This window comes from Actinoplanes subglobosus, assembly GCF_042650585.1.
In the GTDB taxonomy this organism is placed as follows: Bacteria; Actinomycetota; Actinomycetes; order Mycobacteriales; family Micromonosporaceae; genus Actinoplanes; species Actinoplanes subglobosus.
This window is the reverse complement of the sequence record NZ_JBHSBL010000003.1, coordinates 71,855-89,943: the sequence shown is the minus strand read 5'-3', so window position 1 is coordinate 89,943 and position 18,089 is coordinate 71,855. Positions and strand designations below refer to the sequence as shown.

Here is an 18,089-nt window from a genome sequence, read left to right as displayed (position 1 = left end):
CGAAAGTGGCGAAGCCCAAGACGGCGACCGGCGCGGTGCCGGCTACCGAGCACTCCGGGCCGCGTGGTGTGGACATGAAGGGCCAGATGCACGTCTCCGAGCTCATCTCCGACCGCGCCGCCGCTCCGTCCCCCTTCGGTGACGACCAGACGTTCCCTCTTCCGGTGGAGAGCCTGACCTACAAGGCGCGTCGCGCTCAGTGACGCCCGCGGTCGGTTTCGACCTGGACATGACCCTGATCGATTCCCGCCCGGGCATCCGGGCGGCGTATCAGGAGCTCACCGCACGTACCGGTGTCTTCGTCGACGCCGATCTCGCCGTGTCCCGGCTCGGTCCGCCGCTGCGTACCGAGCTGCGGCACTGGTTCCCGGAGTCCGAGGTCGAGGCGGCGGTCACCACCTATCGCGGGCTCTATCCGGAGTTCGCGATCACCCCCAGCGTGCCCACGCCGGGTGCGGTCGAGGCTCTCGACGCGGTCCGTGCGGCCGGCCTGCGGGTGGTCGTGGTGACGTCGAAACTGGGCCGGCTGGCCGCTCTGCACCTGGACCATCTGGGCATGCGGGCCGATGAGCTGGCCGGTGACCTGTTCGCCGAGGGCAAGGCATCCGCGCTGGTGGAGCACGGTGTGCGGTGGTATGTGGGTGATCACGCGGCGGACATGGTGGCGGCCCGGACCGCCGGTGTGCCCGGCGTCGGCGTGACGACCGGCCCGTGTTCGGAGCCCGAGTTGCGGGCCGCCGGCGCTTCGTACGTCTTGTCCGACCTGACCGTGTTCCCGGCATTACTCAGTGAGATTGCAGTTGGGCCGGAGGCGTCGGCTAGATAGCCTTGGCGTGAGCGGTTGTGTCCATTGAGTGAAGTTGAGGTCAGCGGTGCCCACGGGTCGAGTGAAGTGGTACGACGCTACGAAGGGATTCGGTTTCGTCACCAGTGATGAGGGCGGAGACGTGTTCCTTCCCAAGGGTGCGCTGCCGGCGGGGGTCACGGAACTGAAAACGGGCCAGCGGATCGAGTTCGGCGTCGTCGACAGCCGAAAGGGCGCGCAGGCCATGGGTGTGAAGCTTCTGGACGCCCCGCCGTCCCTGGCCGAGTTGCGCCGCCGCCCGGCGGACGAGCTGGCCAGCATGATCGAAGACATGATCAAGGTCCTGGAGAGCTCGGTGCAGCCGTCCCTGCAGCGAGGTCGCTATCCGGACAAGAAGACCTCGCTGAAGATCGCGCAGCTGGTGCACGCGGTCGCCCGCGAGTTCGAGACCTGAGCCGGCCAAAGTCGACGATCTATAGAAACGACGGCACAGCAGGCGTGAGACCCGCCGCCGCCGCGCGCCCGAGCAGGGCGTCGGCGGCGGCGAGTCCGTCTTTGCCCAGTTCCAGGGTGAACTCGTTGACGTAGAGCTCGATGTGCTGACGGACCACGGCGGGTTCCATCTCCTGCGCGTTGGCGAGGATGAAGTCGTGGCTCGCGGACGGGTCGCGCCAGCCGTACCGCAATGATTCGCGGATCCAGCCGGTCGCCTCGGCCGGGTCGACGGTGCCGCGTTTGGCGAGGATCGCGCCGAGCGGGATCGGCAGGCCGGTGTCGCTCTCCCACCACTCGCCGAGGTCGACCAGGGCGGTCAACCCGTACCGCTGGTAGGTGAAGCGGGCCTCGTGGATGACCAGGCCGGCGTCGAAGCGGCCCTCGGCCACCCCGGGCATGATCTGGTGGAACGGGACGACCTCGATGCGGGCCGGTTGCTGACCGGCGGCCCAGAGGCGGAACAGGAGGTACGCCGTGGTCCGGTCACCGGGGACGGCGACGGTCGCCCCGTTGAGGTCGGCGCGGCCGTTCGTGAGCACCAGCGGGCCGCAGCCCCGGCCGAGCGCGCCCCCGCAGGGCAGCAGCTCGTAGTCGCCGAGCAGCCACGGCAGTGCCGCATAACTCACCTTGACCAGGTCGAACGCGCCGTCGAGCGCGGCCGTGTTGGTGACGTCGACGTCGGCGAACGTGAGATCGACCGGCGGCGCGCCGGGGACCAGACCGTGCACGAGAGCGTGGAAGACGAAGGTGTCGTTGGGGCACGGCGAGACCGCGAGTGAAAGCGCCACGGTCTCACGCTAGTCCGTACTCCAGGGAAAATATTCACGTCTCCCTCTGGCCCTGGAGGTGTGATCCTTCCTACACTCCGCCTTGTTGGATCAAGTGATCGACCAAGGGGGTGCCGTGTGACTCGTAAGCTGGTCGCGGGCGTCTTGGTGCTCGGCCTCGTTGGTGGGCTGCCCACGCCTGCCAGCGCCGCGAGCTGGACGCCCGCCTATGACCTGGAGGGCGCTTGCGTCACCCTCCAGGCTTTCAACGGATCGACCTCGATCGGCTATGTCTGGAAGGACTCGGTCGGGTACGGCTTCAAGAGCGCCGTCGCCAGTGCCGAGCCGTTCCGGCTGGAGGCCACTCAGCTCGGGCGCTACACACTCCGCGACCAGGACGGCGCGCCCGCCTACCAGAGCGTGATGAACTGGGTGTGGGCCGGCTCCGAGTACGGCGCCCGCGCCGACTGGACCGTCACCACCGACGGCAGCAGCTACAAGTTCGTCAGCACCGCGACCGGTCAGCAGGCCGGCTCCTACCTCGGCGGGCTCGGCGCCGGTAGCGCCACCTTCAAGCTCGCCCCGGCCAGTGGCTGCGCCGCGAACCCGGACATCGCCACCGGCGTCAGCGGCACCCCGGCGCCCGGCGTCGACGCCAACGGCAAGCTCGTCGGCTGGATCGATGCGCACGCGCACATCACCGCCGGTGAGGCGTTCGGCGGGGCACTGCACTGCGGTGACGCGTACGCGCCGGGTGGCGTCACGGTCGCCCTCAAGGGCTGCGCCTCGCACGGCACCCTCGGCTGGGGCGCCCTGCTGGAGGCGATCATCGCCGGCACCGACCCGATCAACTCGGCCGAGGACGGCTGGCCCACCTTCGGTGACTGGCCGCAGTACGACACGCTGCTGCACGAGGCCTCCTACTTCCGCAGCCTGGAACGGACCTGGAAGTCCGGCCAGCGGGTGCTCAACGTGCTGCTGGTGGCCAACCGGGTGATCTGTGACCTGACGCCCGAGCACACCTCCTGCAACGAGATGGACCAGATCCGCGCGCAGGCCACCTATCTGCAGAAGATGCAGGACTATGTGGACGCCCGCAGCGGCGGTCCGGGCAAGGGCTGGTTCCGGCTGGCGAAGACCCCGGCCGAGGTACGCAGCATCGCCGCCCAGGGCAAACTCGCTGTCACGATCGGTGTGGAGAACTCCGAGATCTTCAACTGCCGGGAGATCAACAACGTCCCGCAGTGCACCAAGGCCGACATCGACGCCGGGCTGAACGAACTCGAGAGCCTGGGCGTCAGCGGCCTCTACCCGGTGCACAAGTTCGACAACGCGTTCGGCGGCACCCGCTTCGACGAGGGCGTCACCGGCGCCGCGATCAACGTCGGCAACCTGATCTCCACCGGGCACTGGTGGCAGGCGACCAGCTGCACCGGGCCGTCCGACAACGAGCAGCCGCTGGTCAGTGACGACTTCGCGAAGCTGCTGCAGCTCGGGGTCGGTCTTCCGGCCGGCGCGATCCTGCCGGTCTACCCGAGCGGCAAGATCTGCAACACGCGAGGACTGACCGAGCTCGGCACGTACCTGATCAACCGGATGATCGACCGCGGCATGATCATCCACGTCGACCACATGGGCGTGAAGACCGCGTCGGCGGTCCTCGACCTGGCCCAGCAGGCGAACTACCCGGGCGTCGCCTCGGTGCACACCTGGTCCGACCCGGCTCTGGTCAACCGGATCCTCGGCCTGGGCGGTTTCGTCGCCAGCTATGCCTTCTCGGCCACCGACGACGGCCAGGACACCGGCACCTTCCTCGACGAGTGGCGCACCCACCGGGCGCTCGCCAACGGCTCGAAGATCACCGGCTACGGCGTCGGCACCGACGTGAACGGGCTGGGCCCGCAGGCAGCCCCCCGCCTCAACGCCGGGTCCAGCCCGCTCACCTACCCGTTCACCGCGACCAACGGCACCACGGTCGCCAAGCAGGTCTACGGCACCCGCACCTTCGACATCAACACCGACGGCGTCGCCCAGTACGGGCTCTACGCCGACTGGGTGACCGACCTGATCAACCAGGCCGGACCCGACGGCCCGCTGCTCAAGCAGCAGCTGCTCAGTGGTGCCGAGGCGTACACGGTGATGTGGGAAAGGTCCCGTGCGTGACGCTCGTTGAAGCACCGGTCCGCCGGTCATGGATGGTCGCTTACGCGCTCGCCATGATCGGCGTGGCCGCCGGTTGGTTCGGGCCGATCCAGATCCTGCTCCCCGAGCAGGCGGCCCACCTCGCCGGCGACGGCGGCAAAGAGGCGCTGCTCGCCCTGGTCACGGCCTGGGGTGCGGCGGCGTCGATGGTGGCCAATCCGCTGTGGGGGATGGTCTCCGACCGGCTCGGCAAGCGCCGGCCGATCTTCGTGGCCGGTACCGCGATCGGCGTCGTGGGGCTGGTCGTCCTCTCCGCGGCCGACACCACCACGCTGATGGTCACCGGCTGGATCCTGGTGCAGGTCGGCCTCAACGGGCCGATGGCCGCACTGGCCGCCATGATCGGCGACCGGGTGCCGGAGAGCCAGCGCGGCACGGTCGGCGCGCTCTTCGGCGTCGCCCAGATCATCGGCGTCATCCTCGGCACCGCGGTCGCCGTCGTCGCCGGTTCCACGGCGCTCGGCTACCTCGCGGTGGCCGTCGCCGTCCCCGCCCTCGGCGCCAGCCTGCTGATCATCAACCGGGAGCAGCCACTCCGCGCCCCGGAGAAGCAGAAGTGGCACTGGCCGGGCGGGCAGTTCGCCTGGGCCTGGGTGATCCGCTTCCTGCTCAACCTGGTCAACGCCCTCGTCCTGGTCTACCTGCTCTACTACCTGTCGGACGAGGTCGGCGTCGACGACGCGGCGACCTGGGTGCTCATCGTGACCGTGGTGAACGTGCTGTTCGCCGGCGTCTTCGGCTTCGCCGGTGGCGTGCTCTCGGACCGCTGGGAGAAGCGTCGCGTCTTCGTGGCGGCCGGTGCGGTCGTCCTGGCCGTCGGCACCACACTGATGGCCCTCGTCCCGGTCGTGCCCGTGGTGCTCGCCGCTTCGGTGCTGGTCGGTGTCGGCTGGGGCGCCTACATCGCCGTCGACATGGCCGTACTCACCCAGGTCCTCCCGGACCCGGAGACCCGGGCCACCATGCTCGGCGTCGCCAACGTGGCCGGAACCCTGCCACAGATGCTTGCCCCGGTGCTGGCCGCGCCGATCGTCACCGCGCTCGGCGGCTACCGCACGCTCTACCTGGTCACGGCCGGTTTCGCACTACTGGCACTGGCCCTGCTACCCCGCCTCCGGGCGATCCACTGAAAGGAACCACCTTGTACCCCCAGTTCCCACCCGGTTTCCGGTTCGGCATGTCCACCTCGGCCTACCAGATCGAGGGCGCGGCCGACGCGGGCGGCAAGGGCCCGAGCATCTGGGACACCTTCACCGCACAGGGCGGAACCGTCCGGAACGGCCAGGACGGCCGGGTGGCGATCGACCACTACCACCGGTACGCCGAAGACGTCGCCCTGATCGCCGGGGCCGGGGTGCAGGACTACCGGTTCTCGTTCTCCTGGCCGCGGGTGCTCGCCGGAGACGTCGACTTCTACGAGCGGCTCGTCGACTCGATCCTGGAGAACGGGCTGCGACCGGTCCCGACGCTCTACCACTGGGACCTGCCGCAGGAGCTGGAGGACGCCGGCGGCTGGATGAACCGGGACACCGCGCACCGGCTCGCCGACTACGCCAGCACCCTCGTGCTGCGGCTCGGCGACCGGGTCCGGGACTGGATCACCATGAACGAGATGAACGTGCACACGCTCTACGGGTATGCACTCGGCGATCACGCGCCGGCCCGCGGGCTCGGCCTCGGGGCTCTTCCCGCCGGGCATCACCAGCTCCTCGCCCATGGGTTGGCGGTGCAGGTTCTCCGTACCCATGGAGCTCGCAGTGTAGGGATCGCCAACCAGCACTTCCCGGTGACGCCGGCCACCGACTCGCCCGAGGATGTCGCGGCAGCGACGCTCTTCTCCGACCTCACCAACTGGACCTTCTCCGACCCGATCCTGCTCGGCGACTACCCGAGCGAGCTGATCAGGGCCGGGGTCGGAGTGCCCGACGCGCAGCTCGACCGGGACCTCGAACTGATCAAGGCGCGGCTCGACTTCTACGGCGTCAACTACTACGAGCCGACGATGATCGAGGCGCCGCGGGTCGGCAAGGACTACAGCGGTGTGCTCGAAGTGGACATTCCGGAGGGGATGCCGTTCTCGCCGGTGCCGGTCAAGAGCGACGAACGCACCGATTTCGGGTGGGCGATCGTGCCGTCCGGGCTCACCGACATCCTGGTCACGCTCAAGGAGCGGTACCCGGCGCTGCCACCGGTGATCATCACCGAGAACGGTGCGTCGTTCCACGACGCCGCCCCCGGGCCGGACGGCCGGGTCCACGACGAGCGGCGCATCGCTTACCTCGACGCCCACCTCTCTGCCGTGGCTGATGCCATTTCCGCAGGTGTACGGGTGGACGGCTACTACTGCTGGTCGGCTCTCGACAACTTCGAGTGGGCGGCCGGGTTCGACGAGCGGTTCGGTTTGATCTACGTCGACTTCTCGGATCTGTCGCGGACACCGAAGGATTCCTACTACTGGTACCGGGACCTGATCGCCTCTCAGGCTCGCAGCTGATTCACGAACTGGTTGGCGAGGCGGGACAGCCGGTCGGCGCGTCCCTCCTCGGCCCAGCCGTCCACCAGGCTGAGCAGAGTGCTGCCCTCGACCAGGATGATGAAGTCGTCGATCACCGCCTCGTCGTCCACCCCGGGCCGCAGCTCGCCCAGCTCACGGGCCTCCCGCAGGCAGTTGATCAGGTGCACGCGGATCGCCCGGTGCGAATCACGCCGCGACTCGGCCAGCCTCGGATGTGACAGGGCCGCCCCCGCGAACGCCACATTGACGTGCGCGTCCGCGGCCCGCTCCTCGTCGAGCGGCAGCACCGCCTCCAGAGCCGCCCGCAGCCCGTCCAACCCGAAAAGATCGCCGCCTATCTCGAAGGCGCGCTCCACTATCCGGTCGTAGATCGCCTTCTGCGCGGCCACCAGGATGTCGTCCTTGCCGCCCAGGAAATGCGCCAGCACACTCAGCGAACAGCCCGCCTCGTCGGCTATCGCCCGGGTCGTGGTGCCCTCGACACCCCGCACCCGCACCACACGCCAGGCGGCGGCCAGCAGCTCCGCCCGCCGCAGGTCACGATCCACCAGCTTCGGCACGGGCACAGCTTGCCACACCGCAGGCGTGCCGGTTCGCACCGCTCACACCGGCCGGCCGGGTTCTCCTTCTCAGCTGACGGCGGGCTCGCGGACGGTCAGCTGGCCCACGCGGCGGGCCAAGGGGAGAGTCGCCACCACGGCGATCACCGGAATCAGGAACGCCCACTGCAGCCCGATCGGCTCCGACAGCGCACCCAGCAGCACCGCGCCGAGCAGCGCGCCGCCGTAGTTGAACAGATTGACCTTGGCGATGACCTCGTCACTGCTCTCCATCGCCGCCTCACCGGCAGCACTGAACGCCAACGGCACCAGCACACCCACACCGATGCCGGCGATCGCGAACCCGGTCACCGCCGCACCGATCGCCGGCAGCGCCACCACCAGACCGCATCCGACCCCGCACACCGCCAGAGCACCGAGCGCGATCGGAGTACGGCCGGCCCGCGGCACCACATGGTCGGCAACCAGGCGGCTGACCAGCACGGCGGCCTGATAGGCGGCGTAGCCCAGGGGAGCCACCGACGCGGCGGCGGTCAGCGAGTCCTGCAGGTAGACCGAACTCCACGTGCTGACCGCCGAGTCCACCAGAAACGCCGTGAAGATCAACATCCCGCAGACCAGGACGATCGGGCGTACGCTCCGGCCACTTCCGGCGTGCGCGACACTCGACCGCAGAGTCCGGCCCGGCTCGAACGACCGCCACCCGATCAGACCCACCAGCACCGCGAAGACGGCGGCCACACCGACCGCCACCGCCGCCCCCGCACCCGACTCCAGCGAACCCGACATGATCAGGGCGGCGGCGATGGCGGCGGCCGTGTACGCCGCGAACAGACGGCTCATCACACTGCGCCCCAGGCGGGCCTGCACCAGCACACCCTGCATGCTGAGCGACGCGTCGACCGCGCCCAGGCCGATGCCGTACGCGAAAAGGACCATGGCGAAGACCGCATTGGGTGACCACACGGTGCTGCCGGCGAGGCCCGCACCGGCCAGGAACAGGCCGGACGCCAGTGCATAACGGCTGCCCCAGCGGGCCGCGACCTGGTCGGCGAGAATCGATCCACCGGCCGCCGCGACCACCACCAGAAGCAGCAGCGCCGACACGAACGTGTCATCGATGTGCTGCCGGTCCTTGAACGTCGGCAGCGCGGTCACCACCGCGGCATAGCCCAGCCCCTGCGCGGCATAACCGGCGCCGATCAGCCGGGCCCGCGCGCCGGCTGACATGCCGCCCGCGCTCACGTCGTCCATCGATGCCTCGTTTCGCTGTCCGCAGCACGTGGTCCCGATCACAGGGCCGTCAGCGCAGCATGCCGCTCACGATCGCCGACAGCAACATTTTCCGTGTAAACGATTCATCCACACCCCGAAGCACCCAGCCGGGTCGCCCCCGGGCCATCCCCACCCGCCCACCATCCACGCCGCCTGCCGTTCGCGCTGCTTGCCGTTCGCGCTGCTTGCCGTTCGCGCTGCTTGCCGTTCGGGCCGCCTGCCGTTCGGGCCGTCCGCCGTCCGCCGCTTGCGTTTGCCCATCCCCATCCCCATCCCCGTCCCCGTCGCCCGCCACCCACCTGGTCGCGATCCGCCCGGTCGCCATCCGGTGCCGCCGCCATCCGGTGCCTGCCGCCATCCGTCCCCGCCGGCTGCCCAGGTTGCTCGGATGCCTGGCTTTCGGGTGCCCAGTCGCTCCGGCCGGCGTCCAGACGTGCCACACCAGCCGAATTCCATGCCTGAACAACGGCAATCGGAGCGCCCGCCAACGTCTCCCGGGCCGGGTGCCTGCCGATCTTGCGCGTTTTGCCACCGAGAACGGTGGTCTGGCGCTCAAGAACGGTGGGAGTGGGCAGCTTCCAGGTCGGTGCCTGCCGATCTTGCGCGGTTTGCCACCGAGAACGGTGGTGTAGCGCTCAAGAACGGTAGGAGCGAGCGATCAGCGGACTCGCGGTTCCGGAAACCGCCAGACCTCGCGAGTTCACTACGCCACCAGAGCGGGCACCGGCTGAGGGCCAGGGGTGATCCGCCTGGAGGCCGGGGGGAATCGCCTGGAAGTGGGGAGAGCGCGGCCTGGAGACCCGGGGTGAATCGACTGCTGCTCGGGGGAGAGCCGCCTGGACGTAGGGGGGAGAGCCGCCCTGGACGTCGGGGGAGAGCCGCCTGGTGGTCGGGGGAGAGCCGCCTGGAGGCCGAGGGGAGGGCCGGCGGGAGGTCGGGAGAAGCGGCTGGAGGTCAGGGGAGGGTGGCCACGGCGGGTGCGGCGGCACGGAGGGCGGCGAAGGCCTCGCCGAGGCGCCAGGCCGCCCGGTCGCGGGGGCCGACCGGGTTGGAGATGGCGCGAAGTTCGGCGAATGGCACGCCCGCGTCAGCCGCCGCGGTCGCCACTCCGTAGCCCTCCATCGCCTCGGCCGCGGCCAGCGGGAAGCGGGTGGCGAGCCGATCGGCGGTGGCGGCGGTACCGGTGACGGTGGCGAGTGTGAGGACGTCGCCCGGCACCGCGTGGGGAAGTGCGATCTGCAGCGCCTTGACCAGGTGCGGGTCGGCGTCGAGAACGCTCGTTCCGAATCCCAGGTCCTCGATCGGCAGGAATCCGCCGGGGGACTCGGCGCCCAGGTCGGCGGCGATGCTGCGGGTCGCGATCACCAGGCTGCCGACGTCGGCGCGTCCGGGGAAGCCGCCGGCGATGCCGATGCTGACCACGGCACGGTAGGCGCGGCCGGCGAGGAGCCGTGCGGTTCCGGCGGCGGCTGCGGCCGGGCCGACCCCTACGGCCTCGATCACGACGTCTGCGGGGTCTAGGCCCGCCCGGATTGCATCGGCCTCGGCGCTCACCGCGGTCACGACCAACAGGGGGTACGACCTCACGACTCCTCATTCTCCGCGGGCTCACCGTTGCGCGTCTCCGACCCGGCGGACGACGGCCGGTAGACGTGGAATCCGGGCGGCGCCACCGGCGGCCCGGCGCTCGAATCAGAGTCGCCGGCGCCGGCGTCCCGGTCATCGCGTCCTCGCGTCCGGTCCCGGCCACCACCGGCGCCCAGCCCGCCGCCGCCACGCCGCCCAGCACTGTCGCGGTCGCCGCCGCCGGGCCGGGAACCGCCGGTTGTCCCGAAGTCTCGGCCTGCGGTCCGTCCGCCGGGCCCGGGGGTGTCGCCGGCTTGACCGCCGCTGTCCGTGGGGAAGGCGTCCGGCCGGCCGCTGTCGGTGCGGCCCGTTGCTCGCGGCCGGCGGGCGGTGGCTGTGCTCTTACGTTTGCGTTGCCACCAGCGTTTGGCGTCCGGTTCGGCGTCGAGTCGTTGGGTGTCGCCGTCACGGGACTGCTGGTCGGACGGGTGCCGGGGGCCGGGGGCTCCGCCGGGGCGTGCGGTGCGATCGTCGCGGCGGCCCGCCCGGGTGTTGTTGCCCTGTCCGGCCCGGCCGTGGGACGAGCCGCTCTGCACCCCGTCGCCACCGGCTGTCCAGGGCGCGTCGGTCCAGGTCTCCTCGGCCTCGATCCACGCTTCCCGGTCACCGCCGGACTCGGCGCCGGCCCGGCCGCGAGAGGACTGGCCGCGAGAGGACTCACTGCGAGAGGACTGGCTGCGGGAGGAGGGGTGGTAACTGGAGGTGGAGTCACCGTCGGGCGCGGCGTCGGCGCGGCCGGGGAAGAAGGGAGGGCCGCCCGACGAAGCCGACGGATGGCGGTAGTCGGAGGAGGACGAGGAGGAGGACGAGGGAGTGGTGCCGGGCGGAGAGGGCGGGAGCAGGTCGGTCGGGTCGTCGGGGGCGGCTCCGGCCGTACCACCGAGGTCTTCTGGGACGACGGCGTCGGGGCGGCCCGCAAGCCTCTCGTTGTGCAGGCGTGCCGCCGACCATGCGGCCCTGGCCGCCGCGAGCACCGCGAGCAGCGCGGCGAAGGCCAGGCCGAGCCGTCCGTCGAAGGGGACCAGGCCGAGGCCGCCGCCGGCGACCCACGCGAGCATCAGGGCCGTCTCGGAGTGGGCGAAGGCGGTGGCTCGCTGCCGTTCGGGGACTCGTTCCTGGATGCTGGCGTCGACGGCCAGTTTCGCGATGCCGCTGAAGACCGCGGTGAGCAGCGCCAGCAGGGTGACCATCGCGAGGTTGTAGAGGATCGTGGTGAGCACGGCGACGCCGGCGGTCACGATGAGGCCGCTGGACTGCAGGGCGAGTGGCCGCCGGATGCGCAGACCGGTGCCGGCCGCGGTGGAGATGAAGGTGCCGAGGGCCAGGGCGCCGCCGATGAGGCCGACCGCCATGTTGCGCCCCAGGTCGTAGCCGAAGACCTCGGTGGTCAGCTGGTCGCCCATGATCGCGAAGGTGAGGAAGAGCAGCAGGAAACCGTAGAGCAGGCGCAGGCTGCTGCTGCCGATCAGCGTGGCGACGACCAGGCGGTTGGAGAGCGGGCGGTCCGAGCCGCGGCCGATGCCTAGGACGGTCCGCCAGGCCCTGGGCATCGCCTCCGGCGGGTCGGAGTCGGCGCGTGGTGGCAGGCGCAGCGACACCACCACGCCGATCATGAAGATGACGGTGGCGACGCGGAGCGGCCACTGTGGCCCGAATTTGAAGGCGAGCAGGCCGATCGGTGCGACCAGAGCACCGGCGAACGTGCCGTAGACGCTGGCGCGCGCGCCCACCTGGGACAGTCCGATGCCCTCGGGCAGCAGGCGGGGCACGGCGGCGGAGCGGGCCACCCCGTACGCCCGGGAGAGGGCCAGCACACCGAACGCCGCCGGATAGAGGCCCCAGCCGAGCAGGTTGTCGGACATGACGTAGGCAAGGAACGCCCGGCCCAGGAACGTGGTGGCCAAGGCATACCGCCGGCCGTGCCGGAAGTGGTCGAGCAACGGGCCGACGACCGGCGCCAGCAGCGCGAACGGCACCATCGTGATGAGCAGGTAGAGCGCCACTTTGCTGCGGGCCTCGCCGAGCGGGACGCTGAAGATGGTCCCGGCGAGTCCGATGGCGATGAGGGCGTCACCGGCACAGGAGACTGCGTGCAGGTCGAAGAGCCGGATCATGCCGATCTCGTTGGCGGCGCCCTTGGCCCGTGCCAGGCCGACGCGACGGGTGGCCCAGGCGCCACCACGCACCGAGCCGCGCACCACCAGACGGCCCGCTTTGATGCCGGTGCCGACGATGCGCCCGAGCGCGGAGAACTGCGGCATGGGAACCATCCTGACTGATGCGGGCGACCCGCGTCGCCTCTGACGCCCGGCTATCTGGGGAGTCGTTGCGGGCACCCGGGTTCGGTAGGCAACAATGGGCGGGTGACCTCCAGGACCACCTCCCGCGCCGCCCGACTCGACCAGGTCTGTGCCGATGCCGTCGGGGTGGCCCGTGGTGCCATCACCGAAGTGGACCCCACCGACGTCGGCGACCACCTCGAAGCCATCGCCGAAGGCGACCGTGTGGTTACTCACTTCTTCGAGAGTCACCTCGACGGTTACCGCGGCTGGCGGTGGGCCGTCACGGTGACCCGGGTGCCGCGCAGCCGCCACGTGACAGTCTGCGAGACCGTGCTGTTGCCCGGTCCGGATGCTCTGCTCGCCCCCGGCTGGGTGCCGTGGAACGAGCGGGTGCAGCCCGGCGATCTGGGTGTCGGCGACCTGATGCCGACAGCTCCCGACGACGACCGTCTCGCCCCGGGCTATGTGCTCAGTGACGACGCCGCCGTCGAGGGTGTCTCCTGGGAGCTGGGCCTCGGCCGGTCCCGGGTGATGTCCCAGGAGGGCCGGATGGAGACGGCCCAGAGGTGGTATGACGGGGACGCCGGCCCGGAGGCGCCGATCTCCAGCGCTGCCCCGCGTAACGCCCGTTGCGGCACCTGTGGCTTCTACCTGCCGCTCGCCGGTTCGCTGCGCACGATGTTCGGCGTCTGCGGCAACCTCTACGCGCCCGACGACGGCCGGGCGGTCAGCGCCGACCACGGTTGCGGCGCGCACTCGGAGGCGCTGCTGAGCGCGGCCGAGCAGCCGGTCGACGAGCTGCCCACGGTTTACGACGACAGTGAGGTCGAGGCGGTGGCGGTCAGCCGTGGCCACGGCTCGGTCGAGTCGGGCGACCCGGCCGAGGATTACGGCCACAGCTAGGGTTTTTCCTCCACCACCTGGAAATCCGGGTGGGTCAGCGCGCGGCGTCGTGCACGGCCCCGGTCGTGCACGACCATGGTCAACGTGCCCGGGATGCCCCACACCAGGCCCGCGACGCTGATCTCGACCCACGACTGCGGTGCACCACCGAGCCAGGTGATCAGGGACGCGGCGGCGAAGGCGGCGACACCGGCGAGCGCGAACGGGACCATGGGTGGGTCCAGCGGCTCGGGCCTCGGTTTCGTCCCGGTCACCACGGCGAGGACCGGCAGGGGTTCGCCGGTTTGCGTGGCGGGAGACAGGTCACTCACTCTGTCAGGGTACGGCCACTACGGATCGCATCGGCGCAGCGCGTGAGAGTTGTAACATCACTTCGCTTTTGCGGAGGTAGTTGCATCTGAAAGCATGCGCGCGTTCACCCCTGCGCCATCCTTTCGGAAGGTCCCCATGTCTGCTGATACCGAAGCGGCATCCGCAACCGCGAAGAACGGCTTCGACCGGTTCTTCGAGATAACCAAGCGCGGCTCGACGCTGAGCCGGGAGATCCGTGGCGGCGTCGTCACGTTCTTCACGATGGCCTACATCGTGGTCCTGAACCCCCTCATCCTGGCCGGTGGCATCGACGCCGACGGTCAGAAGCTCCCGATCACCGCCCTTGCCGCCGGGACCGCGCTGGTCGCCGGTGTGATCACGATCCTGATGGGCGTGGTGGGCCGCTTCCCGCTGGCCCTGGCCGCCGGTCTCGGCGTCAACGCGCTGGTGGCGTACGAGATCGCGCCCGAGATGACCTGGGCCGACGCGATGGGCCTGATCGTCATCGAGGGTGTGCTGATCCTCATCCTGGTGCTGACCGGGCTGCGGACGGCCGTCTTCAAGGCGGTCCCGACCCAGCTGAAGACCGCGATCGGCGTGGGCATCGGCCTGTTCCTGATGATCATCGGCCTGGTCGACGCCGGGTTCGTGCACCGGATCCCGGACGCGGCCGGTACCACCGTCCCGGTCGAGCTCGGCCTGGGTGGCAAGCTGGTGACCTGGCCGACCTTCGTCTTCGTGATCGGTCTGCTGTTCACGCTGGTGCTGTTCGTCCGCAAGGTCAAGGGCGCGATCCTGATCGGCATCCTCGGCACCACGGTGCTGGCGATCATCGTGGAGGCGGTGGCGAAGCTGGGTCCGGCCTTCCTCAAGCCGGGTGGCTGGTCGCTGAACGTGCCGGCGCTGCCAGACCAGATCATCGATGCCCCGGACCTGTCGCTGCTCGGCAAGTTCAACGTGCTCGACTCGTGGAGCACCGCGGGCCCGCTGGTCGTGCTGATGTTCGTCTTCACGCTGCTGGTGACGGACTTCTTCGACACCATGGGCACGATGGTCGCGGTCGGCCAGGAGGGTGAGCTCCTCGACTCCGAGGGCATGCCGCCCCGCACCAAGGAGATCCTGCTCGTCGACTCGGTCGCCGCGGTGGCCGGCGGTGCGGCCAGCGTTTCGAGCAACACGTCGTACGTGGAGAGCGCCTCCGGTGTCGGTGAGGGCGCCCGCACGGGTGTTGCGAGCCTGGTCACCGGCGCGCTGTTCCTGGTGGCGATGTTCTTCGCCCCGCTGGTGAAGGTGGTGCCGTTCGAGGCGGCGTCGACCGCGCTGGTCGTGGTCGGTTTCCTGATGATCACCACGGTCCGGCAGATCGACTGGTCGGACTACACGATCGCGGTGCCCGCGTTCCTGACCGTCACGCTGATGCCGTTCACGTACTCGATCTCCAACGGCATCGGTGCCGGGATCATCACGTACGTGGTCCTGAAGGTGTTCACCGGCAAGGCGCGCGACATCCACCCGCTGATGTACGGCATCGCGGCCCTGTTCGTGCTGTACTTCGCCCGGGGTCCCCTGGAATCCTGGATCCTCTGAGTTTCTTCCAGCCGTCACCGGGTGCGTCAACGACCCGGTGACGGCTGTCATATGGGTCAGCGGATGTCGTTAGCCAGGCTTATTAGTTAGGCTAAGGACTGTGACGGAGCGGGTGATGACGACGGAGCGCACGACAGCGGACACGCTGGCCAAAACGCTGCGGGACGCGATCATCCGGTTCAGCCGGCGAGTCCGGCAGGCCCGCCCGGTCGGTGACCTGACGTTCAGTCAGCTCTCCGCGCTGACCAGCCTCCAACTGGCCGGTGCGCTGACTCCTCGTGAGCTCGCCGACGTGGAGAGGGTCCAGCCCCCGACGATGACCAAGATCGTGGGGAAGCTGGAGGAGCGCGGGCTCGTGGCGCGCACACCGCATCCGACCGACGGGCGCCAGGTGATCCTGGCCGCCACCGACGAGGGCCGGGCGGTCTACGCGTTGCACGAGCGAGCCCGCAACGAGTGGCTGGCCGCGGCACTGGACCAGCTCACTCCGGAGGAACGGGAAACGCTGGCGCAGGCCGCTGAGATCATGCAGCGAGTCGCGCGCGGCTGAGAAGCCCCTGGTCGTTCCGCTTCGTCACGTGTGGATGACGCGTACGACGAAACTAGGGGGCGGCTGCTCTGAACGCCATGTTCCGATCCCTACAGGTCAAGAACTACCGGCTCTTCACCGCCGGACAGATGGTGAAGCTCATCGGCGTGTGGATGATGTTCACCGCCCAGGACTGGCTGGTCCTCGAACTCTCCGACAACTCCCCAGGCGCCCTCGGTGTGGTGACGGCGCTCCAGTTCGTACCGGTGATGCTCCTGACCCTCTGGAGCGGCCGCCTGGCCGACCGCTACGACAAGCGCAAGCTGCTGATCGCGGCGAACGCCGCCTTCGCGTTCTTCGCCATCGTCTTCGCGGTGCTGGTCGCCGCCGGCGTGGTCGAGCTCTGGCACGTGTTCGTCTCCGCGCTGTTCCTCGGCATCGCCAACGCGGTCGAGACCCCCGTCCGGCAGTCGTTCGTCTCCGAACTGGTCGAGTTGCACCTGCTGCCGAACGCGCTGGCGCTCTCGGCGGCCACCTTCAACGTGGCCCGGATCAGCGGCCCGGCGCTGGCCGGTGTGCTGCTCGCGCTGCTGTCCACCCCCGGTGTGTTCCTGATCTCGACGGCACTGGCGATCGCGCCTGTCTTCACCTACCTGCGGATGCGCCCCGACGATCTCTACCGCGCCGAGCGCAAGAACCGCGGCGGCGCCCGCGTCATCGACGGCCTGCGGTACGTCGGGAGTCGTCACGACCTCCTGCTGCCGATCTGCATGATGGCCGTGATCGGGATGATCGGGTTCAACTTCCCGGTCACCCTCGCCGCCCTCGCGAAGATCGACTTCAACGCCGGACCGTCGACGTTCGGCCTGCTCACCACATGTCTGGCGATCGGTTCGCTGGGCGGGGCGCTGGCCGGCACCCGGCGTCGTGCGCGCCCCGGGCCGTACCTCGTGATCGGTGCCGCTCTGCTCTTCGGGGTCTTCGAGTTCGCTGTCGGGTTCGCGCCGAACTTCGTCACCGCCGCCCTGCTGCTCGTGCCGACCGGGTTCTTCTCGATCTATCTCGCACAGGGCTGCAACCATCGGGTCCAGATGGGTGTCGACCCCGAGTTCCGTGGTCGGGTCATGGCGCTCTACGTGCTGGTCTTCCTCGGGACCACACCCATCGGAGCGACGCTGTCCGGCTGGTGGGGCGAGCGTTTCGGGGTGCCGTCGAGCATCTGGGCCGCCGGGCTCGTCAGTTTCCTGGCGGCGGTCGGCGCGCTGATCTGGCAGCTGCGGGTCAGCGGCGACCGGATCCGTTTCACACCACGGGCCCGCCCGCGGATGCGCCTGGAAATCGCCGAGACACCCGCGGCACCTCTCCGGCCGCACGCCGAACCGCTGGTCAAGTCGGGTTCGGGCGTCAGCGTCTGAATCCGCACCTACCGTGATGTTGGCACGACCGGCTCCACCGAACGGGTATTCCCGCCTGCCGGGTCAGCGCCTAGCGTCGAACCGTGGCGATCGCGCACATTGCTGTGCTGTCGGCGGCGCTGTCGGCGCTGCTGATCCTGCCGTGCGCCGCGACCATCATGATCACCGGTGGTGCCGGTGACCTGCGCCGACTGTTCACCCGCCGGGGCCGCAGCGAGTTGCGTGACCGCAACCACCGATCCTCCGGCCGTCGCGTGGTCCGGCGATACCGCCGCCGCGTCGACCGGGGGCCCCGCGGCCGTGACGACCGCGCCTACCGCCGCCTGGACCGCACGATGCGGACCTGGGACCCGGTGGCGCGCCTCGCGGCACTGCGGATGCCTTCGATCGAGCAGATCGCGTACGACCTGCGCCGTCTCGACTACCGGCGCCGCACCGGCCCACACGGCGAAACCTATCTCGCGGCCGTGATGACCGCCTACGACGCACGGTTGCGGCTCGCCTGCCGGTGCCTCGGCATCCGGGAGTTCCTGCACGGGCTGGAGGGCGTGGAACTCGACCTCGAACGCTGCCGCGTCGAGACCCTCCTGGAAGAGGCGGGCCTGGCCCTGCGCCATGAGTCCGGCCCCACCTTCTGACCGGGCCTGGCCCTGCGCCACGAGTGCGGCCCCACCTTCTGACCGGGCCGGCCCTGCGCTACGAGTGCGGCCCCGCCTTCTGACCGGGCCGGCCCTGCGCTACGAGTGCGGCCCCGTCTTCTGACCGGGCCGCCAGTCGCCCGGTTCCTGCTTCGCCTTCTGACCGGGCCGCCAGTCG

The 18,089-nt window shown here is 70.0% G+C and carries 16 protein-coding genes and 1 pseudogene; 11 read left to right on the top strand and 6 right to left on the bottom strand.

Translation table 11 applies throughout. The features are described 5' to 3' along the window. Positions 1-5 precede the first annotated feature (5 nt). Genes ACFO0C_RS02445 through ACFO0C_RS02435 form a run of 3 tightly spaced genes read left to right on the top strand, consistent with a single transcriptional unit; the run spans position 6 to position 1,259 of the window. Complete coding sequence (locus ACFO0C_RS02445; protein ID WP_378064812.1) at positions 6-203, top strand: hypothetical protein; 198 nt, start codon at positions 6-8, stop codon at positions 201-203. Further along, a complete protein-coding gene (locus ACFO0C_RS02440) occupies positions 200-826 on the top strand; it encodes an HAD family hydrolase (RefSeq protein ID WP_378064811.1) in 627 nt (208 codons plus the stop codon). Before ACFO0C_RS02445 ends, ACFO0C_RS02440 begins: the two co-directional genes overlap by 4 nt. 46 nt (positions 827-872) lie before the next feature. Next, a complete protein-coding gene (locus ACFO0C_RS02435) occupies positions 873-1,259 on the top strand; it encodes a cold-shock protein (protein ID WP_378064810.1) in 387 nt (128 codons plus the stop codon). A 19-nt stretch (positions 1,260-1,278) separates the two neighbouring features. On the opposite strand, the gene ACFO0C_RS02430 is transcribed toward ACFO0C_RS02435, so the two are convergent. After that, positions 1,279-2,088, bottom strand: a complete 810-nt coding sequence (locus ACFO0C_RS02430; protein ID WP_378064809.1) for a 1,4-dihydroxy-6-naphthoate synthase — start codon at positions 2,086-2,088, stop codon at positions 1,279-1,281. Positions 2,089-2,205: 117 nt separating this feature from the next. On the opposite strand from ACFO0C_RS02430, the gene ACFO0C_RS02425 reads away from it, so the two are divergent. Genes ACFO0C_RS02425 through ACFO0C_RS02415 form a run of 3 tightly spaced genes read left to right on the top strand, consistent with a single transcriptional unit; the run spans position 2,206 to position 6,763 of the window. Beyond that, on the top strand, positions 2,206-4,230 hold the full coding sequence (locus ACFO0C_RS02425; RefSeq protein ID WP_378064808.1) for a hypothetical protein: 2,025 nt from the start codon (positions 2,206-2,208) through the stop codon (positions 4,228-4,230). Continuing rightward, positions 4,227-5,399 (top strand): MFS transporter, encoded by a 1,173-nt coding sequence (locus tag ACFO0C_RS02420; RefSeq protein WP_378064807.1) that lies wholly within the window; start codon positions 4,227-4,229, stop codon positions 5,397-5,399. Before ACFO0C_RS02425 ends, ACFO0C_RS02420 begins: the two co-directional genes overlap by 4 nt. A gap of 11 nt (positions 5,400-5,410) precedes the next feature. Continuing rightward, positions 5,411-6,763 carry a GH1 family beta-glucosidase gene (locus tag ACFO0C_RS02415; protein WP_378064806.1) on the top strand — a complete coding sequence of 451 codons (1,353 nt, stop codon included), beginning with the start codon at positions 5,411-5,413 and terminating at the stop codon, positions 6,761-6,763. Here the strand turns inward: ACFO0C_RS02415 and ACFO0C_RS02410 are convergent. From ACFO0C_RS02410 to ACFO0C_RS02395, 4 genes and pseudogenes are all read right to left on the bottom strand, one after another. Further along, positions 6,748-7,344, bottom strand: a complete 597-nt coding sequence (locus ACFO0C_RS02410) for a TetR/AcrR family transcriptional regulator (protein WP_378064805.1) — start codon at positions 7,342-7,344, stop codon at positions 6,748-6,750. The genes ACFO0C_RS02415 and ACFO0C_RS02410 overlap by 16 nt on opposite strands. Before the next feature lie 69 nt (positions 7,345-7,413). Beyond that, on the bottom strand, positions 7,414-8,598 hold the full coding sequence (locus ACFO0C_RS02405; protein WP_378064804.1) for an MFS transporter: 1,185 nt from the start codon (positions 8,596-8,598) through the stop codon (positions 7,414-7,416). Between the two features lie 975 nt (positions 8,599-9,573). After that, positions 9,574-10,206, bottom strand: a complete 633-nt coding sequence (locus ACFO0C_RS02400) for a futalosine hydrolase (protein ID WP_378064803.1) — start codon at positions 10,204-10,206, stop codon at positions 9,574-9,576. An 848-nt stretch (positions 10,207-11,054) separates the two neighbouring features. Beyond that, a pseudogene (locus tag ACFO0C_RS02395) lies at positions 11,055-12,515 on the bottom strand (MFS transporter); the annotation flags it as partial. Between the two features lie 30 nt (positions 12,516-12,545). On the opposite strand from ACFO0C_RS02395, the gene ACFO0C_RS02390 reads away from it, so the two are divergent. Beyond that, entirely contained in the window at positions 12,546-13,430 is an 885-nt protein-coding gene (locus ACFO0C_RS02390; RefSeq protein ID WP_378064973.1) for a DUF3027 domain-containing protein, read from the top strand. Here ACFO0C_RS02390 and ACFO0C_RS02385 read toward each other — a convergent pair. Next, positions 13,427-13,642 (bottom strand): DUF2530 domain-containing protein, encoded by a 216-nt coding sequence (locus ACFO0C_RS02385; protein ID WP_378064972.1) that lies wholly within the window; start codon positions 13,640-13,642, stop codon positions 13,427-13,429. The two genes, ACFO0C_RS02390 and ACFO0C_RS02385, sit on opposite strands and share 4 nt — an antisense overlap. Before the next feature lie 235 nt (positions 13,643-13,877). Between ACFO0C_RS02385 and ACFO0C_RS02380 the strand changes: the two genes are divergently transcribed. The 4 genes from ACFO0C_RS02380 to ACFO0C_RS02365 all read left to right on the top strand — a co-directional run bounded on the left by ACFO0C_RS02380 (position 13,878) and on the right by ACFO0C_RS02365 (position 17,911). Then, positions 13,878-15,329 (top strand): NCS2 family permease, encoded by a 1,452-nt coding sequence (locus ACFO0C_RS02380; protein WP_378064802.1) that lies wholly within the window; start codon positions 13,878-13,880, stop codon positions 15,327-15,329. Positions 15,330-15,429: 100 nt separating this feature from the next. Beyond that, positions 15,430-15,879: a MarR family winged helix-turn-helix transcriptional regulator gene (locus tag ACFO0C_RS02375; protein WP_378064801.1), complete on the top strand. Its 450-nt coding sequence runs from the start codon at positions 15,430-15,432 to the stop codon at positions 15,877-15,879. A gap of 77 nt (positions 15,880-15,956) precedes the next feature. Further along, positions 15,957-17,273, top strand: coding sequence for an MFS transporter (locus tag ACFO0C_RS02370; RefSeq protein ID WP_378064799.1), 1,317 nt, complete (start codon positions 15,957-15,959; stop codon positions 17,271-17,273). An 83-nt stretch (positions 17,274-17,356) separates the two neighbouring features. Next, positions 17,357-17,911, top strand: coding sequence for a hypothetical protein (locus ACFO0C_RS02365; protein WP_378064798.1), 555 nt, complete (start codon positions 17,357-17,359; stop codon positions 17,909-17,911). Positions 17,912-18,089 lie beyond the last annotated feature (178 nt).